Annotated in this window: 15 protein-coding genes and 1 pseudogene; 9 read left to right on the top strand and 7 right to left on the bottom strand. The window is 67.5% G+C overall.

Annotated elements, in window-relative coordinates:
- Window positions 1-48: 48 nt before the first annotated feature.
- Window positions 49-475 (bottom strand): annotated as a pseudogene (locus tag R4P95_RS10575) (amidohydrolase family protein); the annotation flags it as partial.
- Between the two features lie 66 nt (window positions 476-541).
- Between R4P95_RS10575 and R4P95_RS10570 the strand changes: the two are divergent.
- The gene (locus tag R4P95_RS10570; protein WP_317744897.1) at window positions 542-1,168 is read left to right on the top strand and encodes a class I SAM-dependent methyltransferase; all 627 of its coding nucleotides are present in this window, start codon (window positions 542-544) and stop codon (window positions 1,166-1,168) included.
- A gap of 140 nt (window positions 1,169-1,308) precedes the next feature.
- The gene (locus R4P95_RS10565; protein ID WP_213572093.1) at window positions 1,309-1,956 is read left to right on the top strand and encodes a HemK2/MTQ2 family protein methyltransferase; all 648 of its coding nucleotides are present in this window, start codon (window positions 1,309-1,311) and stop codon (window positions 1,954-1,956) included.
- 26 nt (window positions 1,957-1,982) lie between these two features.
- On the opposite strand, the gene R4P95_RS10560 is transcribed toward R4P95_RS10565, so the two are convergent.
- Window positions 1,983-2,594: a flavodoxin family protein gene (locus R4P95_RS10560; RefSeq protein ID WP_213572092.1), complete on the bottom strand. Its 612-nt coding sequence runs from the start codon at window positions 2,592-2,594 to the stop codon at window positions 1,983-1,985.
- Between the two features lie 172 nt (window positions 2,595-2,766).
- Between R4P95_RS10560 and R4P95_RS10555 the strand changes: the two genes are divergently transcribed.
- Together R4P95_RS10555 and R4P95_RS10550 are read left to right on the top strand one after the other, a co-directional pair.
- Entirely contained in the window at window positions 2,767-3,198 is a 432-nt protein-coding gene (locus tag R4P95_RS10555; protein WP_213572091.1) for an ATP-binding protein, read from the top strand.
- Window positions 3,198-3,995: a SigB/SigF/SigG family RNA polymerase sigma factor gene (locus tag R4P95_RS10550; RefSeq protein WP_159922410.1), complete on the top strand. Its 798-nt coding sequence runs from the start codon at window positions 3,198-3,200 to the stop codon at window positions 3,993-3,995. The genes R4P95_RS10555 and R4P95_RS10550 overlap by 1 nt, the downstream gene beginning before the upstream one ends.
- An 11-nt stretch (window positions 3,996-4,006) precedes the next feature.
- Here R4P95_RS10550 and R4P95_RS10545 read toward each other — a convergent pair whose 3' ends face one another.
- A complete protein-coding gene (locus tag R4P95_RS10545) occupies window positions 4,007-4,261 on the bottom strand; it encodes a hypothetical protein (protein ID WP_317744898.1) in 255 nt (84 codons plus the stop codon).
- A 107-nt stretch (window positions 4,262-4,368) separates the two neighbouring features.
- Here R4P95_RS10545 and R4P95_RS10540 point away from each other — a divergent pair, with 107 nt between their 5' ends.
- From R4P95_RS10540 to R4P95_RS10520, 5 genes are all read left to right on the top strand, one after another.
- Window positions 4,369-5,664, top strand: a complete 1,296-nt coding sequence (locus tag R4P95_RS10540; protein WP_317744899.1) for an ATP-grasp domain-containing protein — start codon at window positions 4,369-4,371, stop codon at window positions 5,662-5,664.
- 16 nt (window positions 5,665-5,680) lie between these two features.
- Complete coding sequence (locus R4P95_RS10535) at window positions 5,681-7,729, top strand: CocE/NonD family hydrolase (protein WP_317744900.1); 2,049 nt, start codon at window positions 5,681-5,683, stop codon at window positions 7,727-7,729.
- A gap of 71 nt (window positions 7,730-7,800) precedes the next feature.
- Window positions 7,801-8,901, top strand: coding sequence for a hypothetical protein (locus R4P95_RS10530; RefSeq protein ID WP_317744901.1), 1,101 nt, complete (start codon window positions 7,801-7,803; stop codon window positions 8,899-8,901).
- 20 nt (window positions 8,902-8,921) lie between these two features.
- Window positions 8,922-9,995 carry an FUSC family protein gene (locus R4P95_RS10525; RefSeq protein WP_317744903.1) on the top strand — a complete coding sequence of 358 codons (1,074 nt, stop codon included), beginning with the start codon at window positions 8,922-8,924 and terminating at the stop codon, window positions 9,993-9,995.
- 148 nt (window positions 9,996-10,143) lie between these two features.
- Complete coding sequence (locus R4P95_RS10520; RefSeq protein ID WP_317744904.1) at window positions 10,144-10,926, top strand: GAF and ANTAR domain-containing protein; 783 nt, start codon at window positions 10,144-10,146, stop codon at window positions 10,924-10,926.
- 2 nt (window positions 10,927-10,928) lie between these two features.
- On the opposite strand, the gene R4P95_RS10515 is transcribed toward R4P95_RS10520, so the two are convergent.
- The 4 genes from R4P95_RS10515 to R4P95_RS10500 are packed head-to-tail and all read right to left on the bottom strand — an operon-like array spanning window position 10,929 to window position 14,927.
- Entirely contained in the window at window positions 10,929-11,753 is an 825-nt protein-coding gene (locus R4P95_RS10515; RefSeq protein ID WP_317744905.1) for a glycosyltransferase family 2 protein, read from the bottom strand.
- On the bottom strand, window positions 11,750-12,754 hold the full coding sequence (locus R4P95_RS10510; RefSeq protein WP_317744907.1) for a glycosyltransferase: 1,005 nt from the start codon (window positions 12,752-12,754) through the stop codon (window positions 11,750-11,752). The genes R4P95_RS10515 and R4P95_RS10510 overlap by 4 nt, the downstream gene beginning before the upstream one ends.
- Window positions 12,751-13,863, bottom strand: coding sequence for a glycosyltransferase (locus R4P95_RS10505; RefSeq protein ID WP_317744909.1), 1,113 nt, complete (start codon window positions 13,861-13,863; stop codon window positions 12,751-12,753). The genes R4P95_RS10510 and R4P95_RS10505 overlap by 4 nt, the downstream gene beginning before the upstream one ends.
- Window positions 13,860-14,927, bottom strand: a complete 1,068-nt coding sequence (locus R4P95_RS10500) for a glycosyltransferase family 1 protein (RefSeq protein WP_317744910.1) — start codon at window positions 14,925-14,927, stop codon at window positions 13,860-13,862. Before R4P95_RS10500 ends, R4P95_RS10505 begins: the two co-directional genes overlap by 4 nt.
- Between the last annotated feature and the right edge of the window lie 49 nt (window positions 14,928-14,976).

The following is a 14,976-nucleotide window of genomic DNA, read 5'->3' as shown; positions in this document are numbered from 1 at the left end:
TTTCGTGCTAGGCGCGCCAGGCCTGCGTCGGGTGGCTGAACATCGACTGCCGGCCGACAGTCGATACACCCGCCGGGCGGTGTCGCCGAAGAACAGCGCTTGCTCTGTCGCCGGCACGTCGTCGAGGGCCGCCTGGACGGTGGATACCATTGTTCGGCTGTCCCACAGCAGGTGGTCGATCGGATAATGAGAGGCGAACATGCATCGCCGGGCACCGAAGCTGCTGAGCGCCGTCCGTACCCATTTTCCGATCGCATCGAGGGATGTTCCGAATATGAGGGCGATTCCCTGCAACTTCAGGACGACGTTCGGAAACTGGCTCACCGCCGTGAGGCGTTCTGCCCACCGGGAAAGCCTTCGGCGGTGAGCTCGACCGGCCAACCGGCCGCCTCCAAACGAAGGGGGTGTCGGGGAAGGCAGCTATGAGTTCGTGTGTCGCGGGTAGCTGCTCGTCGTAAACCAGAAGATCCCAGACCGTAGGTGAGTGATTTCGTCCTGGCGGGGTCCGGCAGGGTGCACCCCATCGACGATGATCGTGGGCATGGAAAACACGAGCGCGCAACGAGTCGATACCGTCCGAGCGTCCTACTCGGCCCGATCCCGGGAATACGTGGATCTCTTCGGCTCCATGGCCTCGACGCACCCGTCCGATCGGGCTCTGGTGAGTGCCTGGGCCACCACTCTCACCGGTCCCGTGCTCGACGCTGGATGTGGTCCCGGACAGTGGACGGACTTCCTGGCCGAGTGCGGACTGGAGGTGAGGGGGATCGACCTGGTGCCCGAGTTCGTAGAACGAGCTCGCACGCAGTATCCACACCTCGTGTTCGACGTCGGCGGCTTCGAGGCGCTGGACGCCGCAACAGGATCACTGGGTGGTGTGTTGTCCTGGTACTCGCTCATCCACCACGATCCGCACGAGATCCGGACTCCGCTCGCGGAGTTCGCGCGCGTCCTTCAGCCGGGTGGGGGGTTGTTGGTGGGCTTCGTCGAAGGAGCGACCGTGGAGACCTTCGACCATGCCGTCACCACGGCCCACCGATGGCCGGTTGCCGAACTCAGCCAGGTGTTGCTCGAGGCCGGCTTCGAGGTGCTCGAGGCACATACACGCACGGGGAGTGGCCACAGGCCGCATGGGGCAATCACCGCGCGCAGGCAGAGCGCCCGGTGACGGACGTCCCCGGCCCGCCCGCGGTCACATCACATCCTCAGCCCTTCGGCGGCGTGTCCCTCGCAATGGACAGGGACCTCCGTATTGTCGAGTGTGGCGGTCGACGCGGATCGCTGTCGGTGCATGATGAGGAGTCGACGATGTTGCTGCGCATTCCCGGGGTGTATCCGCCGCAGGAAGATACCTGGCTTCTCGCCGACGTTCTCGACCGTCACGGGCTCGCGCCGGGGAGAAGCGTTCTCGACTTGTGTACCGGCACGGGCGTACTGGCGCTGCGCGCGGCGCAGGCCGGTGCCCACTCCGTGACGGCGGTCGACGTCTCGCGCCGGGCTCTGGTCACCGCGTGGACCAACGCGCGGCTGCGCGGCCACCACATTCGGGTGCTGCGTAGCGACCTCGTTGCAGGGGTGCGCGGCGAACGGTTCGACCTCGTGGTGTCCAACCCGCCGTATGTGCCGGCGGCCGACGACGAGCTGCCCGACACCGGGATCGCCCGGGCCTGGGATGCGGGCAAGGACGGGCGGGCACTTCTCGACCGGATCTGCGTCGAGGCACCCGAAGTTCTCGGCGACCGCGGAACACTGCTGCTCGCACAATCCGCGTTGAGCGGGGTGGAAAAGACCCAGACGATGCTCGAGGAGCAGGGCCTGTCCGTCGACGTGGTGGCCCGCACCGAGATCCCGTTCGGCCCGGTCCTCGCCGCGCGGCGGGCCCTGTTCGAATCCAGGGGCCTCATCGCGCCCGGGCAGCGCACCGAAGAACTGGTGGTCATCCGGGCCGTGCGGTAGCCGCGCACGACGTCGGCGCCGGCCGTTCAGTCTCCCGGAGGGTACGGCTCGGTTTTCAAGGCACGCGCCAGGTGTGCCGCATTGCGCGCCAAGGTCGCGGTGGTCGACGCCACCGCCTCCGGCACCTCGTCGAGGTCGTTGTAGTCACCGGGTGTCATCGCCTCACCGTTCCAGTACGTACAGCCCTGTGCGGGAATGGTGAAACCACAGTCGTTGAGGGCCTGGAACAGGTCGGCGACAATTGCGTGGGCCCCGTCCTCGTTGCCGACGACGGCCGCGATCGCGACTTTGTCGAACAGGATGGGACGCTGCTGCTCATCGGTCTCGGACAGTTCCGCGTCCAGCCGCTCGAGCGCCCGTTTGGCCACGCTCGACATCTGGCCGAGCCACGTCGGTGTCGACACGAGAAGGATGTCGGATTCGAGGATGCGTGTGCGGACATCCGGCCACTGATCGCCGTTTCCCATGTCGGTGCCGACTCCGGGGCGGATGTCGAGATCGACCAGTCGCACGGTGTCCCCGGTCACCCCGTGCTTGCCCAGCTCGGCGAGGACCTGCTCGGCCATCAGTTCACTACTCGAGGGTGCCGGAGACGGTTTCAGCGAACAGGTGAGGGCGAGTGCGGTAAGAGGAGTCATGAGAGCGAAGTACCCGGGCCCCCGGCGGGGTACGCACCTCCCTGGTCGCCGGAATTCCTACCGGTCGGTTCCGCTGCCCGCGTGCTCGCTGCGGCTGTCGGTCGGTTGAGTAGTGCACTCCCTGGGTACGCTGCCGGAAGTCGAAGATACCGACGACAGACGTGGAGTGCAGATGGCCGAGGTCGACGAGGTTACGCAGATGAAAACGAGATCGGGTGTGCCCGTGGTGCTTCGTGTAGCGGCGGAGTTCGAACAGTTGCCCGTGGTGCGTGCGGTTGCAGAGACCCTCGCCGTCCTCGGTGACTTCACCCTCGACGACGTGGCCGATGTCAAACTCGCGGTCGACGAGGTGTGCTCGGAACTGATCGCGGCAGCGCAGCCGAGTTCGGAGTTGACCTGCTCCTTCGCGGTAGCGGAGAACGCTTTGCACGTCACCATCGGTGGGTTCCTCACCCGGGCGGGTGTGCCCAACCGAGAGAGCTTCGGCTGGCACGTACTGGAAACGTTGATGGATACGGTGTCGGTGACCGAGGGGACCCGTGACGACGCTATCGGTGTGCGAGGCGTCACCGTCGACCTCGTCAAACACCGGGGCACCCTCTAGTGTCGCCCGTGTCGGAACGCAGCGAGCGGCGCCGTCCCGGCAGAGATGACTACAAGGACGTGGCGCCGACCCTTGCGCGCCTCGGGGCGCTCGAGAGTACGTCCGCCGAGGCATCGGTGCTGCGCGACGACGTCATCACCCGGTGCCTGCCGCTGGCCGAGCACATTGCCCGCCGGTTCGGTGGTCGCGGTGAGGCGCACGAGGATCTGTTGCAGGTCGCGCGCCTCGGATTGGTGAAAGCAGTCGACCGTTTCGATCCGGACCGCGGCTACGACTTCGTCTCCTACGCCGTGCCCACGATCATGGGGGAGGTGCGGCGCTACTTCCGCGATGTCGGATGGTCGATGCGTGTGCCCCGGCGAATGCAGGAGATGCATGCACTGATCACCAAAGCGGTCGACGAACTGTCCCAGGATCTGGGTCGTTCCCCGTCCGCCAGCGAAATCGCGGCGGAACTGGACCTCGACGTCCGCGAGGTGTCGGAGGGGCTGCTCGCGAAGAACGCGTATCAAACCTTGTCGATGGATGCGACCATGGGCGACGATCCCGATGACCTTCCGCTCGCCGAGACACTCGGCGAGGAGGACCCCGAGTTGGCGAATGTGGAAAGTCATGCGGCGGTGCGGCCGGCCCTCGAGAAGCTACCTCCACTCGAGCGCCGAGTGCTGATGTTGCGGTTCTTCGGCTCGATGACACAGACCGAAATCGCGCAGCGGGTCGGCGTCTCCCAGATGCAGGTGTCCCGGATCCTGGCCCGGACTCTCGCCGGGCTGCGGGAGCAGCTGGGAGACGGCTGAGCAGCGGCCGTTCACCCGCCGAGCGACGCCACCGTCGATTCGAGCTCGGCGGCATGGAATTCGAGATCACTGTCGCCGTACTCCCGATCCTTCGGAAGCCGATCGCGCAGGTCGTCCCGCGTGACGATGACGAACGGCTGCGCCTTGTCCTCGAGGTCCGCGGAGCCGACCACCCGAGGAGTCCCGTCGACGAGAATCAGAGTCGCGTCGGGCAGTGACGAGTCGAGCAGTTCGCGTAAGAGTTTCACCGTCACGTGGGTGTTCATCAGTCGCCTTCCTCGGTTGGACAATCGATCCCGTCTCCTGCGTACCCAGAGGCTCGCGGTACGAATCTCCCGTTTCCCGGGAAGTGGTTGCGGGAACGCTGCAACGTATGGGTAAGAACATCTTCATTCTCGGCCTTACCGACATGCAACGCGAAGAACTCGGCACCGTCCGCGACGCGAAGAATTACCAATTCCACGGCTTGCTCGACTACCACACACTTGTCGCCCCGGACGAGTACGTGTTCGAGGATCTCCTCACCAGGTGCCGCGAGAAACTCGACGCGTTTCCCGGAACAGTCGACGCGATCATCGCCCACTGGGACTTTCCCACCAGCGTTCTGGCACCCATCCTGGCCGCCGAGCGAGGCATTCCCGCGCCGCCCCTGCGCAGTGTGCTCGCCTGCGAGCACAAGTACTGGAGCCGGCTCGCCCAGCAAGAATCCGTACCCGACACGGTGCCCCGGTTCGCCTCATTCGACCCGTTCGACGACCACGCCCTCGATTCCATCGGGCTCGAGTTCCCGTTCTGGGTGAAGCCGGTGAAGTCGCATTCCTCCCAACTCGGGTTCGAGATCGGTGATGCGGCCGCCTTCCATGCGGCAATCGCAGAGATACGCGAGAGGATCGGCCTGGTGGGGCATGCGTTCGATGAAGCGCTCCGGCGCGTCGACCTCCCCGAGGCGGTACGGGGGGCGTCGGGCACGACGTGTCTCGCCGAGCAGGTGATCACCGGAATCCAGGCCGCCCCCGAGGGCACGATGTTCAACGGCGAGTTCTCGGTGCACGGGGTCTTCGACATGCACAAGGACGCCACGGGACACAGTTTCGACCGACTGGACTATCCGGCGAGCACGGTGCCGCCCGAGGTGCAGCAACGAATGATCGACATCACCGAGCGGTACCTGCGGCACGTCGGATTCGACAACGGCTGCTTCAACTCCGAATTCATGTGGGACGAGAAGGAGGACAAGCTCTGGCTGATCGAGGTGAACACCCGCATCTCGCAGTCGCACAGTGACCTGTTCGCCAAGGTGGACGGCATGTCGAACCACGAGGTGGCGATCGACATCGCGCTCGGCACACCACCGCGCATGCAGCGGCGGCACGGCACATTCGGCGTGGCCGCGAAATGCATCATCCCGCATTACGAGGACGGGATCGTGACAAGGGTGCCGAGCGGTGAGGACATTGCCCGCGTGCAGAAGGCGGTGCCCGAGACGAAAGTCCTCATCGATGTCCGGCCCGGTGACCGCCTCGCCGACCTGCCGAACCAGGACGCTTACCGCTATGTGCTCGGGACCATGTACATCGGCGCCGAAGACATCGCCCAGTTGGAAAAGCACGTCGACCGCGCGCTGGCGGAACTGCCATTCGAGTTCGAGCCGGTCCCGAACCAGCACTGAGAGGACGGTCCTTTTCATGCAGACGGTCACCGCGTTCCCCCGCGAGGTCCGCACCATCGAGAACACCTTCATCACCATGCCGGACGGAGCCCGGCTCGCCGCCCGGATATGGTTGCCGGTCGATGCGGACACTGATCCGGTCCCGGCGGTGCTCGAATACCTGCCGTACCGCAAACGTGATTCCACCCGCGGGCGCGACGCCCTGAACCACCCCTATATCGCCGGCCACGGTTACGCCTGCGTGCGCGTCGACATGCGCGGCAGCGGCGACTCCGACGGCGTCCTGCAGGACGAGTACCTTCCCGCCGAGCACGACGACGCTTGCGAAGTGATCGCGTGGCTGGCCCGGCAGCCGTGGTGCGACGGGAACGTGGGGATGATGGGCATCTCCTGGGGCGGTTTCAACAGCCTGCAGGTCGCCTCGCAGCGCCCGCCCGCCCTCAAGGCGATCATCAGCGCCTCGGCCACCGAGGACCTCTACGTCGACAACATGCATTACATGGGCGGGTGCCTGCTCTCCGACAACCTGTCCGAGGCCACCGTGATGTTCGCCTTCAACAGCCTGCCACCGGATCCGGCGATCGTCGGAGACAGCTGGCGGGAGATGTGGTTGGAACGGCTCCGGGGCAGTGGGTTGTGGATCGAGAACTGGCTCGAGCATCAGCATAGGGACGACTACTGGAAACGTGCCTCCGTCAACGAGGACTACAGCGCTGTGCGCTGCCCGGTTCTGGCGGTCGGGGGATGGGCGGACGGATACACCAACGCGATCTTCCGCCTGATGGAACATCTCGACGTCCCGCGCAAGGGCCTGATCGGGCCGTGGGGCCACAAATACCCGCACCTCGGTGTGCCGGGTCCGGCGATCGACTTCCTCGCCGAGGTCGTCCGCTGGTGGGATCACTGGCTCAAGGGAATCGACAACGGTGTCATGGACGAACCGATGGTGCGGGCATGGATGCAGAACAGCGTGGAACCGAATCCTTCCTACGCGCAGCGGCCGGGCCGGTGGGTCGCCGAACCGTCCTGGCCGTCGCCCCACGTCGAGCAGCGCCGGTACACCTTCGGCCGGCACATCCTCACCGAAACCGGTGCGGCCGCCCAGGAGGGTGACGAACCCCGCCCGCTCTTCCTCCAATCGCCGATGAGCGTGGGCATGTTCGCCGGTAAGTGGGCGTCCTACGCGGCCACCCCCGATCTGCCGTCGGATCAGCGTGAAGAGGACGGCGGCGCACTGGTTTTCGAAACCGAATCGCTCGACGAGCCGCTGGAGATTCTCGGGCTACCGGAGGTCGAACTGGAGGTGTCGTCCGATACCCCGGTCGCCATGCTCGCCGCTCGCCTGTCCGATGTGGCCCCGAACGGGGAGGCCACCCGCGTCACCTACGGTGTGCTCAACCTCACGCACCGGGACGGCAGCGAACATCCGGCCCCCCTCGCGCCGGGACGGAAGTACCGGATTCGGTTGCCGCTCAACGGCGCAGCCCAGGTGTTCCCGGCCGGGCATCGCGTGCGGCTGTCACTGTCCACCTCGTATTTTCCGTTGGCATGGCCCCCACCCGAACCGGTGACCTTGACGGTTTCCACCGGCGGAACCCTCGTCCTGCCCGTCCGCCCGCCCCGCGACGAGGACGACGCCCGGTTGCGCGACCTCGGGGAACCCCGGGCCGCCGAAAAGCTGGCGGTGACCCGGCTTCGCCGGGGGGAGCACCACTGGCGCACCATTCGCGACCTCGAGAGCGGCACCTCCACGCTCGAGATCGTCGACGACCAGGGCTCGTTCCGTATCGACGAGATCGGGACCGTCGTCAGCAGGGCGACGCGGGAGTGGTTCAGTTTCCGCGGCAACGATGTGAATTCGGCGCGCGGCGAAACGCAGACCGTGCGCCGATACGAGCGGAACGACTGGCGGACCGAGGTCCGCACTCGCACGGTCCTGACGTCGACGGCCACGGACTTCGTGATCACCGCGGACCTGGACGCGTTCGAGCTCGATGCCGTACACGGGGATCGACGGGTGTATTCGCAGAACTGGCACCGACGGATACCGCGTCAGCTGGTGTGACGGCGGGGCCGGTTTCTCAGACCGGATGCCGGGCACACGAGAACTGTCGTACACGTGGATTGGAGAAGACTGTGCACGCCGAACGCTTCCACCCCCTGATCTCCGCGGAGGGACCCTTCGCCTCGGTCTACTTCGAGGACTCGCACGACACCGAGGACGCCGCCAAACAGCTCGAGCTGAGATGGCGCGGCCTGCGCGAGCAACTTCGCGGTGACGGGGCGCCCGACGCGGTGCTCGACACACTCGAGGAGGCCGTCCTCACCGCCTCCCCGGCGGTGGGTCGCAGCGGCCGCGGACTGGTCGCCGACGCCACCCGGGTCTACCTCGACGAGCACCTGCTCCGGCCGCCTGCCGCGACGGTGGCCCGGTATTCCGATCTGCCGTACCTCGTGCCGATCGTCGAACACGGAGCCACCGGATCGCCCTACCTCGTCGTCGCCGTCGATCATGAGGGTGCCGATCTGTCGGTGTACGACACGCAGGGGCGAGCCCTGTTGTCGGAGACGGTGTCCGGCGCCGACGAGCCGGCGCAGGCGGCCGCCGGGGCCGACACCCGCCGTTCCGGGGATCCGCAGCCGCCGGAAGAGGAAGCCGCGCGGCGGACCCTCTCCACCGTGGCCGATCGATTGACCGTTCTCGCCGACAAACATCACGCGGAGCCGATCTTCGTGATCGGGGAGGTGCAGTCGCGCACCCAGCTGCTGGCCACCCTGCCCGAACGCTCCCGAGCCGCCGCGGTGGCCCTGGAATCGGGGTCGCGCGCCGTCGGCGCGGGCACGGTGGACGTGCACCGTGCCATCGACCAGGAACTGGCGCGCCGCCGACTGGCGGTGATCGACGACGCCGCCGACCGGGTGCGGGCCGGGAGCGGCCGAGCGTCGGGCCTTGCCGTCGAGGGACTCGAAGCGGTGACGGCGGCGCTGCGCGCCGGACAGGTCGACGCGCTCGTCATCGGCGATCTCGAGAACCGCACCGTGCTGGTCGGGGACACCCCGACCTGGGTGGCCACCAACGCCGACCAGCTGTCCGAAATGGGCTCGACCGTGGAAGTCACGCGGCGGGCGGACGAAGCGCTGCCCTTCGCCGCCATCGCTACCGGTGCAACCCTGATCCGGACCGACGAGCGGCTGACGCCCGCGGACGGTTGCGCGGCCCTGCTCCGCTACACGTGAGGGTGTTCCGCCGCCTTCGAATGTGGACGTCGGACGGCGATCGCGGCACCGTCCTGATCCAGGCGGTCAAGGCAGCCACGGCCGCCGTCCTGGCATGGGTGCTGGCAACCATGGTGTTCGCGCTGCCTCAGCCGTTCCTGGCGCCGTACGCGGCGGTGTTCATGATCGAGGCGACGGTGTCCCGCTCGCTGCGGGTGGCGGCCGAACAGCTCGCTGCCGTGTCCCTCGGGGTGGTGCTGGCCGCGGCCGTGGGAGCACTCGTCGACTCGATCACCGTCGGGGTCGGGATCGCGGTTCTGGTGGGCCTGCTCCTCGGGCGCTGGCGCCGACTGGGTTCGAGCGGCATCTGGGTGGCTGTGACGGCACTGCTCATGGTGACGTACGGCGCCGCCGAGGACCCGGGTGTGCTCGGCTTCCGCATCGTGGAGATCGCCCTCGGTGCGGCTACCGGGGTCGCGGTGAACGCCCTGTTCCTGCCGCCGCTGTATGTGAAGCGGTCGCAGCGCGTGGTGACCGGGGTGGGGGTGACCGCCGCGAATTTGCTGGCCGAGGTGCCGGAGGAGCTGCGGGTCGGGGCCCGCGGCCGGGCAACTTCGTGGAACGAGCGGTCGGCGCAGGTCCGCTCGCAACTCGACGAGGCGCTCGAGGCGGTGGCCTGGACCGAGGAGAGCGCCCGCGGCAACCTCCGGTCAGCCACCTCCCCGGCGCTCGCCGCCAAGGAGCGGTGGGGCAGCGCCGTGGTCGCCCTGTCCGAGGCGTGGCCCCAATGTGCCGAGATTCTGCGCGCGGCAGAACTGACCATCGACCCTCATCCGCCGTTCGACCCCCTGCCGCCGCCGATCGGTACGGCGGCGGCCGAGTTCGTGCAGGCCCTCGCCGAGGTGATCCGGACGTCATTCGGTGTCGATGCCGAGCATCGCGACCGGGCAGCCGCCGTGCGCACCGCTCGGCGACGCTTGCGACGTTTCGAGGAAGTCGTCGCCCGTCACGACAGTCGGACCACGGGTTCCTCGATGAGCGCCGGAGGCCTCCTGCGGCCGTGCGCACCGGCGTTGAACTCACTCGCCGGCGGGGACGACCAGCGGGTTCGCTGACCGGTGTGGGCGGCGTCCCGGCTGCGGGTATCGGTGGGCAGGAGGACATCCGCGGTCGAGTAAAGTCATCTCGACGGTAGAGACAGCTGCTGCGTTCGTTCAGTGGGTGTCCGTTCGGTTACACCCGGAATTTGAGGTGTATCCGAGAATGGTCGAGACTGCTGGTGAGTTCCCCGGGTCGATGCCTTTTGCCCTCGACGGTGCCACGGTAGCGGCCCAATTAGGCTCCCTGGCAGTTGCTCTCGACGAGTTCAACAGGAACTGCGGATCCGAGGTGGAGATGGACATTCTCCTCCGGCGGGTCTGCGAGCAGGTGGTCGACGCGATCCCCGACGCCGACCTGGCGGGGATTTCTCTCGTGCGGGACGGCGAGGTGGTGACCGTCGCTTCGACCGACGACGCGGTGCGCGCCGTCGACCCCCGGCACCTGTTACAGCACCGACCGTCCGCTCCGGCGGACGGCGCCCCCACCGCGGCGGCGAGGAAGGTTCTGCGGTTGCGGCTCGTCGACGCGGCCGTGCAGGCACCCACCCTGGCCGAGGAGCTCGCGCAGGCCGGGATGCGCAGTGTCCTGTCGGCAGCCCTCACGGTCGACGAGAGCGTCGCCGGCACCCTCGACCTCTACGGGCGCGAAGACCACGGTTTCAGCGACTTCGACGCCGTCGTCCTGCTCGTGTACACCACGGCGATCGAGGGGCTCCTCAGGAGCGCGAACAGCGTGACACGGGCCAGGAACGAGATATCGGGCCTGACCAAGGCGATGGAAACCCGCGCCGTCATCGAGCAGGCCAAAGGCATCGTGATGGCCCTGCAAGGTGTGTCCGCCGACCAGGCCTTCGAGATCCTCGTCGTGCAGTCCCAGCAGGAGCATCTCAAGCTGGCCGAGGTGGCGCGTCGCATCGTCGAATCGGTGACCACTCCCGCCGAGTGAGATCACCGGGGTACCCACCGCAACTGCGCCGCGTCGTAGTCGATCAAGCCGAGGGCCTCGAACGCCTCGAGCCATCCCCGCATCGGCCACCATCCCCACCTGCGGTGAAACAGGTGAGCGTTGGCGAGGATGTCGCCCAGGTGCTCGACGGGCGGATCGGACACCGGATGGTGCTGGTGGAACGCGTCTGCGCCGCCGACCCACCGCAGACCGGTCCCCGCCTCGGCCGCGGAACACGCGAAATCGGTGTCCTCACCTCCGTATCCACGGTATTCGGTGCAGAATCCGCCGATGCGGTGCCAGGTCTCGCGCCTCACGGCGAACGACAGAGACCAGAAGAGGGTGAAGTCGGTCCCGGTCAGGACGGTCCCGTCCTCGGGTGCGGGACGGGCGGGATGCGGATTCCGCAGCTCGGCGAGGCGGTCCAGGTCGTAGCCACCCGGCCCGGGCGGCGGGAGGTAGGTGACCGGCCCGCACAGCAGCGCGGATTGGTTTCGCGGATGGTCGGCGGCCACCCGGTACTGCCGCAGCAGCGCCGGGCCGGCGAGACAGTCGACGTCGAGGAACACGATCAGGTCGGCGCCGGCCGCCAGGGCAGCATCGGCGCCGAGATTGCGGGCAGCCGCCAGGGGGAGGGGTCCGCCGTCGTGGTCGCACCACACACTGCGGGCGCCGCCGACCTCGGATACCACCTCGGTGGTTTTGCGGTCGCCGATCGCGACCACGACGTGATCGCCCACCCGCTCCGTCATCTGCCCGACGGAACGCAGATGTTGCCGGAGGTGGTGTTCGCGCCGGGCGACGATCGTCACGACCGCCGTCTTCATCGCAGTCCGCCCGCCCGCTTGGCCACACTGTCGATGACCGCGGCGGCGCGGGCCGCCGCACCGGACGTCTGCCAGCGGACCCATCGCTCGCCGCCCAGTGCGAGCGCACGGTCGACGAGCTGCGGCCACTGCGACGTCTCCGGCCATCGGGGTATCGACACGGCGAGTCCCGCGTTCCCGAGTGCGCGTGCCGTCTCCACCTGCTCGTCGAACGGTCGTGGCTGACCGATGATGATCGCCGGACGACGCGCCGCGGCGATGTCGGCCACCGCGTTCTGCCCGGCATGCGAGACGATCACGTCGCAACCGCACAGGTGCGGCCACGGGTCCTCGGCCCACGGCGCCCCCGGAATGCCGAGCGCCTGCCACCGGTAGTTGCGGTGCTCGTGTGCGCAGCGCCGGATGTCGTCCATCGTCAGTGACGTTCCGCCCGCCCCGCTGAGTACGAGGATGCGGGTCTGCCCGGACGGGGCGGGTGCGGTGACGGCGCGTCCCTCGAACCGGCTGATCCCGCCCACGAAGGTCGTCTTGTGGGCGAATTCGCGCAACCACCGGGGGTCGTACAGGTTTTGCGGCCATGCGGCGATGATGTGGTCGGCCAGTTGGTAACCGAGATGGTGCGGTGCGTCGCTGCGCTCGCCGGGCATGGCGATCAGCACGACCGGGACACCGAGTAACCGCACGAGCGCTGCCACCTCCACCGATACGTCCACCACCACCAGGGCGGGGCGGGTCGCGTCGATCCAGGACACGATCCTGGCCATCCGTGTCCGCAGCCCGTTGTCGTGTGTGGGCGCCCAGTGCAGCGCACCGTCGGCGGTGGGGTTGACGGGGTCACTGCCGCGGTCGTCACGGGCCAGCGCGATGCTGTCGGCGAAGCGTCCCGCGGGCGGTGGCGGCGCCGAGGACAGTGTGGTGACCGGCGACTGCAACTGCGCGGAGATACTCGATGCCCGCATCCGGTGGCCATGACCGTGGTGGTGAATGTAGTAACCGATCACGGTGTGGCCCTACCCTGCGCCCGGGGTCGGGTGTGGCCCCGCGCCAGTCGCCGGTACAGGTCGACGTACGTGTCGACCATCCTGCGCTCGGAGCAACGTTCCCTGGCGTGGGCGCGCGCCGCCGCACGCGAGCGCCCGACGACGTCCGGGATCGCCCGGGCCAGGGCCGGGACATCCCCCGCGGCGACGAGACTGCCGCAATCGGGGGTGAGCACCTCGGGGATCCCACCGCGGGCGAACGCCGCCACAGGCGTTCCGCACGCCAACGATTCTGCGACCACCAGCCCATACGGTTCGTCCCACAGGGGAGTCACCAGTGTCGCCGCGGCCCCGCCGATCGCTGCCGCCAGCTCGGGCTGCGCCAGATGCCCGAGATAGGTGACCTCCGGTCCCAGCCGAGGACGGATCATCCGGTCGAAGTACTCGGCATCACTGATCGGACCCGCGAGCACGATCGGGAAACCGGCGCGCCGGGCGGCGTCCACCGCGACATGGGCGCCCTTCTCCGGCACCAGCCGGCCGAACCAGATGAGGTGCGGCCCACCGCGACCTTCGGGCCAGCTGTCCAGATCGACCCCGTTCGGCACCACCTCGATGTCGTCGACGGCGTGCTGCCACGCCGCCGCGGTGTGTCTGCTCACGGCGGCGAAATGTGCCCCGGCGCCCGAACGCACTGCGAGCGCCGATTCCAGCCACGGAGTGGGCGGGGTGTGCAGCGTCGACAACACGGGTGCCGGAACGGCGGATGCCATGGCGACCGGTAGATAGTGCAGGCTGTGGTTGTGGACCACGTCGAACGACTCGGCGAGTGGGCCGGACAGGTCGAGCATCAGCTGCAGGTAGGCGTGATGCTCTTGCATGAACCACATCGACGGCATCGAAACATCTTGCCGCGCGGCATGACTGACATCCAAGGTCCGCACCTGCAGGTGAGCGCAGCCCAGCGTGCGGTCCGAACCCGGGCCGGCGAACAGGGTGACGTGATGACCGTCGCCGCTCAGGGTACGGGCGAGATACCAGACGTGCGATTCCAGACCACCGGGGAACGGCTGGCGGATAGGGTAGCGACTCGATGCGATGAGGGCGATCCGTAGCGGGTCGGCCGTCACGACGACACCCGCCAGGAGAGCGCCCGCTCGTAGAGGTCGTGGTGAGCCCGTGCCAGGTTTCGCCGCTCCTGTTCGCGTTCACCCCAGGTGGCCCGCAGGTTCGACTGCTCGTAGAGGCCCTCGATGCAACGCTCGAGCGACGAGCCGCCGTAGGAATTATCATCGAAATCGTAGCTACCGCAACGTTTTTGCTGGGCATAGAACCCGCAGGACGGCGCGGCCACCGCGGTGCCCAGGTCGTAGCAGGCCTCGAGCCAGCCGGAGTGGGTACCGAACCGGTACGGCAGCACGGACACCGACAGGGAGGACAGATAGTCCCACAACTCTTCGTCGGAGAAGTAGGGGTGTACTCGTAGGTCGACACAGTCCGACTCGGCGTAGCTCAGCAGCCGGGCTCCGGCGTCGGGGGCGTACCAATGGTTGGCCGGATCGAAAATTTCGTCGTGGACGTCGATCTGCAGGCGCGCCCCGTCCAGCGCCGATACGGTTCGGGTGAGGGTGTCGAGCACCGGGAACGGATCCATGTTCGCTCGAAGACTCTTCACGTGGACACCGACGACGAATGCTCCCGAAGCGGGCCGAGCGCGTTCGATGAGGGGCCGCTCCACGACGTGCGGATGCGGAAGGACGGTGGGTATCCGGGCCCAATTCGACTCGATCACCGCGGCCGCACCGGGAGTGAGGGTGACCAGCTCGGTGGCGGCGGGCACCAGCACGTCCAGAGCTTCGAGGTGCGGTTCGGGGTCGGGATGATGTGGGTTACGCAGATCGTGGACCGTGTACACCAACGGTTTCCGCCGCGACGACAGCTCGTGCACGATGTCTTTCATCAATGCCGTCTCGATGGCGTCGAAACCGAAATGAATGTGGAAAATATCGAAACTTCGGTGATTTCTGCTGATCCATTCCGGGTCGAGCATCAACGGCGGCCACCACCCGCCGGGAACTTTCCGTCCGTCTGCCGGCACCGGATCCGGGAGTCGAACAACGGTGTCGTTGCCCTCCGGATCGGTCAGATGGCGAACGTACACATGAGACGCCGGTACGGAGGCGACCCGAATCACTCATTACTCCTTCGTCCGTGGGCGAGCGGTGCATCATGGTTCGGCGCCC

The organism is Rhodococcus sp. IEGM 27, from assembly GCF_033142305.1.
Classification (GTDB): Bacteria; Actinomycetota; Actinomycetes; order Mycobacteriales; family Mycobacteriaceae; genus Rhodococcus_F; species Rhodococcus_F oxybenzonivorans.
This window is presented reverse-complemented; position numbering and strand designations above follow the sequence as displayed.

What these genes read in the sequence shown, in the direction of transcription:
- R4P95_RS10570 (WP_317744897.1), top strand. Translation starts at nt 542, where the DNA reads ATGGAAAACACGAGCGCGCAACGAGTCGATACCGTCCGAGCGTCCTAC.
- R4P95_RS10565 (WP_213572093.1), top strand. Translation starts at nt 1,309, where the DNA reads ATGTTGCTGCGCATTCCCGGGGTGTATCCGCCGCAGGAAGATACCTGG.
- R4P95_RS10560 (WP_213572092.1), bottom strand. Translation starts at nt 2,594, where the DNA reads ATGACTCCTCTTACCGCACTCGCCCTCACCTGTTCGCTGAAACCGTCT.
- R4P95_RS10555 (WP_213572091.1), top strand. Translation starts at nt 2,767, where the DNA reads ATGGCCGAGGTCGACGAGGTTACGCAGATGAAAACGAGATCGGGTGTG.
- R4P95_RS10545 (WP_317744898.1), bottom strand. Translation starts at nt 4,261, where the DNA reads ATGAACACCCACGTGACGGTGAAACTCTTACGCGAACTGCTCGACTCG.
- R4P95_RS10540 (WP_317744899.1), top strand. Translation starts at nt 4,369, where the DNA reads ATGGGTAAGAACATCTTCATTCTCGGCCTTACCGACATGCAACGCGAA.
- R4P95_RS10535 (WP_317744900.1), top strand. Translation starts at nt 5,681, where the DNA reads ATGCAGACGGTCACCGCGTTCCCCCGCGAGGTCCGCACCATCGAGAAC.
- R4P95_RS10525 (WP_317744903.1), top strand. Translation starts at nt 8,922, where the DNA reads ATGTGGACGTCGGACGGCGATCGCGGCACCGTCCTGATCCAGGCGGTC.
- R4P95_RS10520 (WP_317744904.1), top strand. Translation starts at nt 10,144, where the DNA reads ATGGTCGAGACTGCTGGTGAGTTCCCCGGGTCGATGCCTTTTGCCCTC.
- R4P95_RS10515 (WP_317744905.1), bottom strand. Translation starts at nt 11,753, where the DNA reads ATGAAGACGGCGGTCGTGACGATCGTCGCCCGGCGCGAACACCACCTC.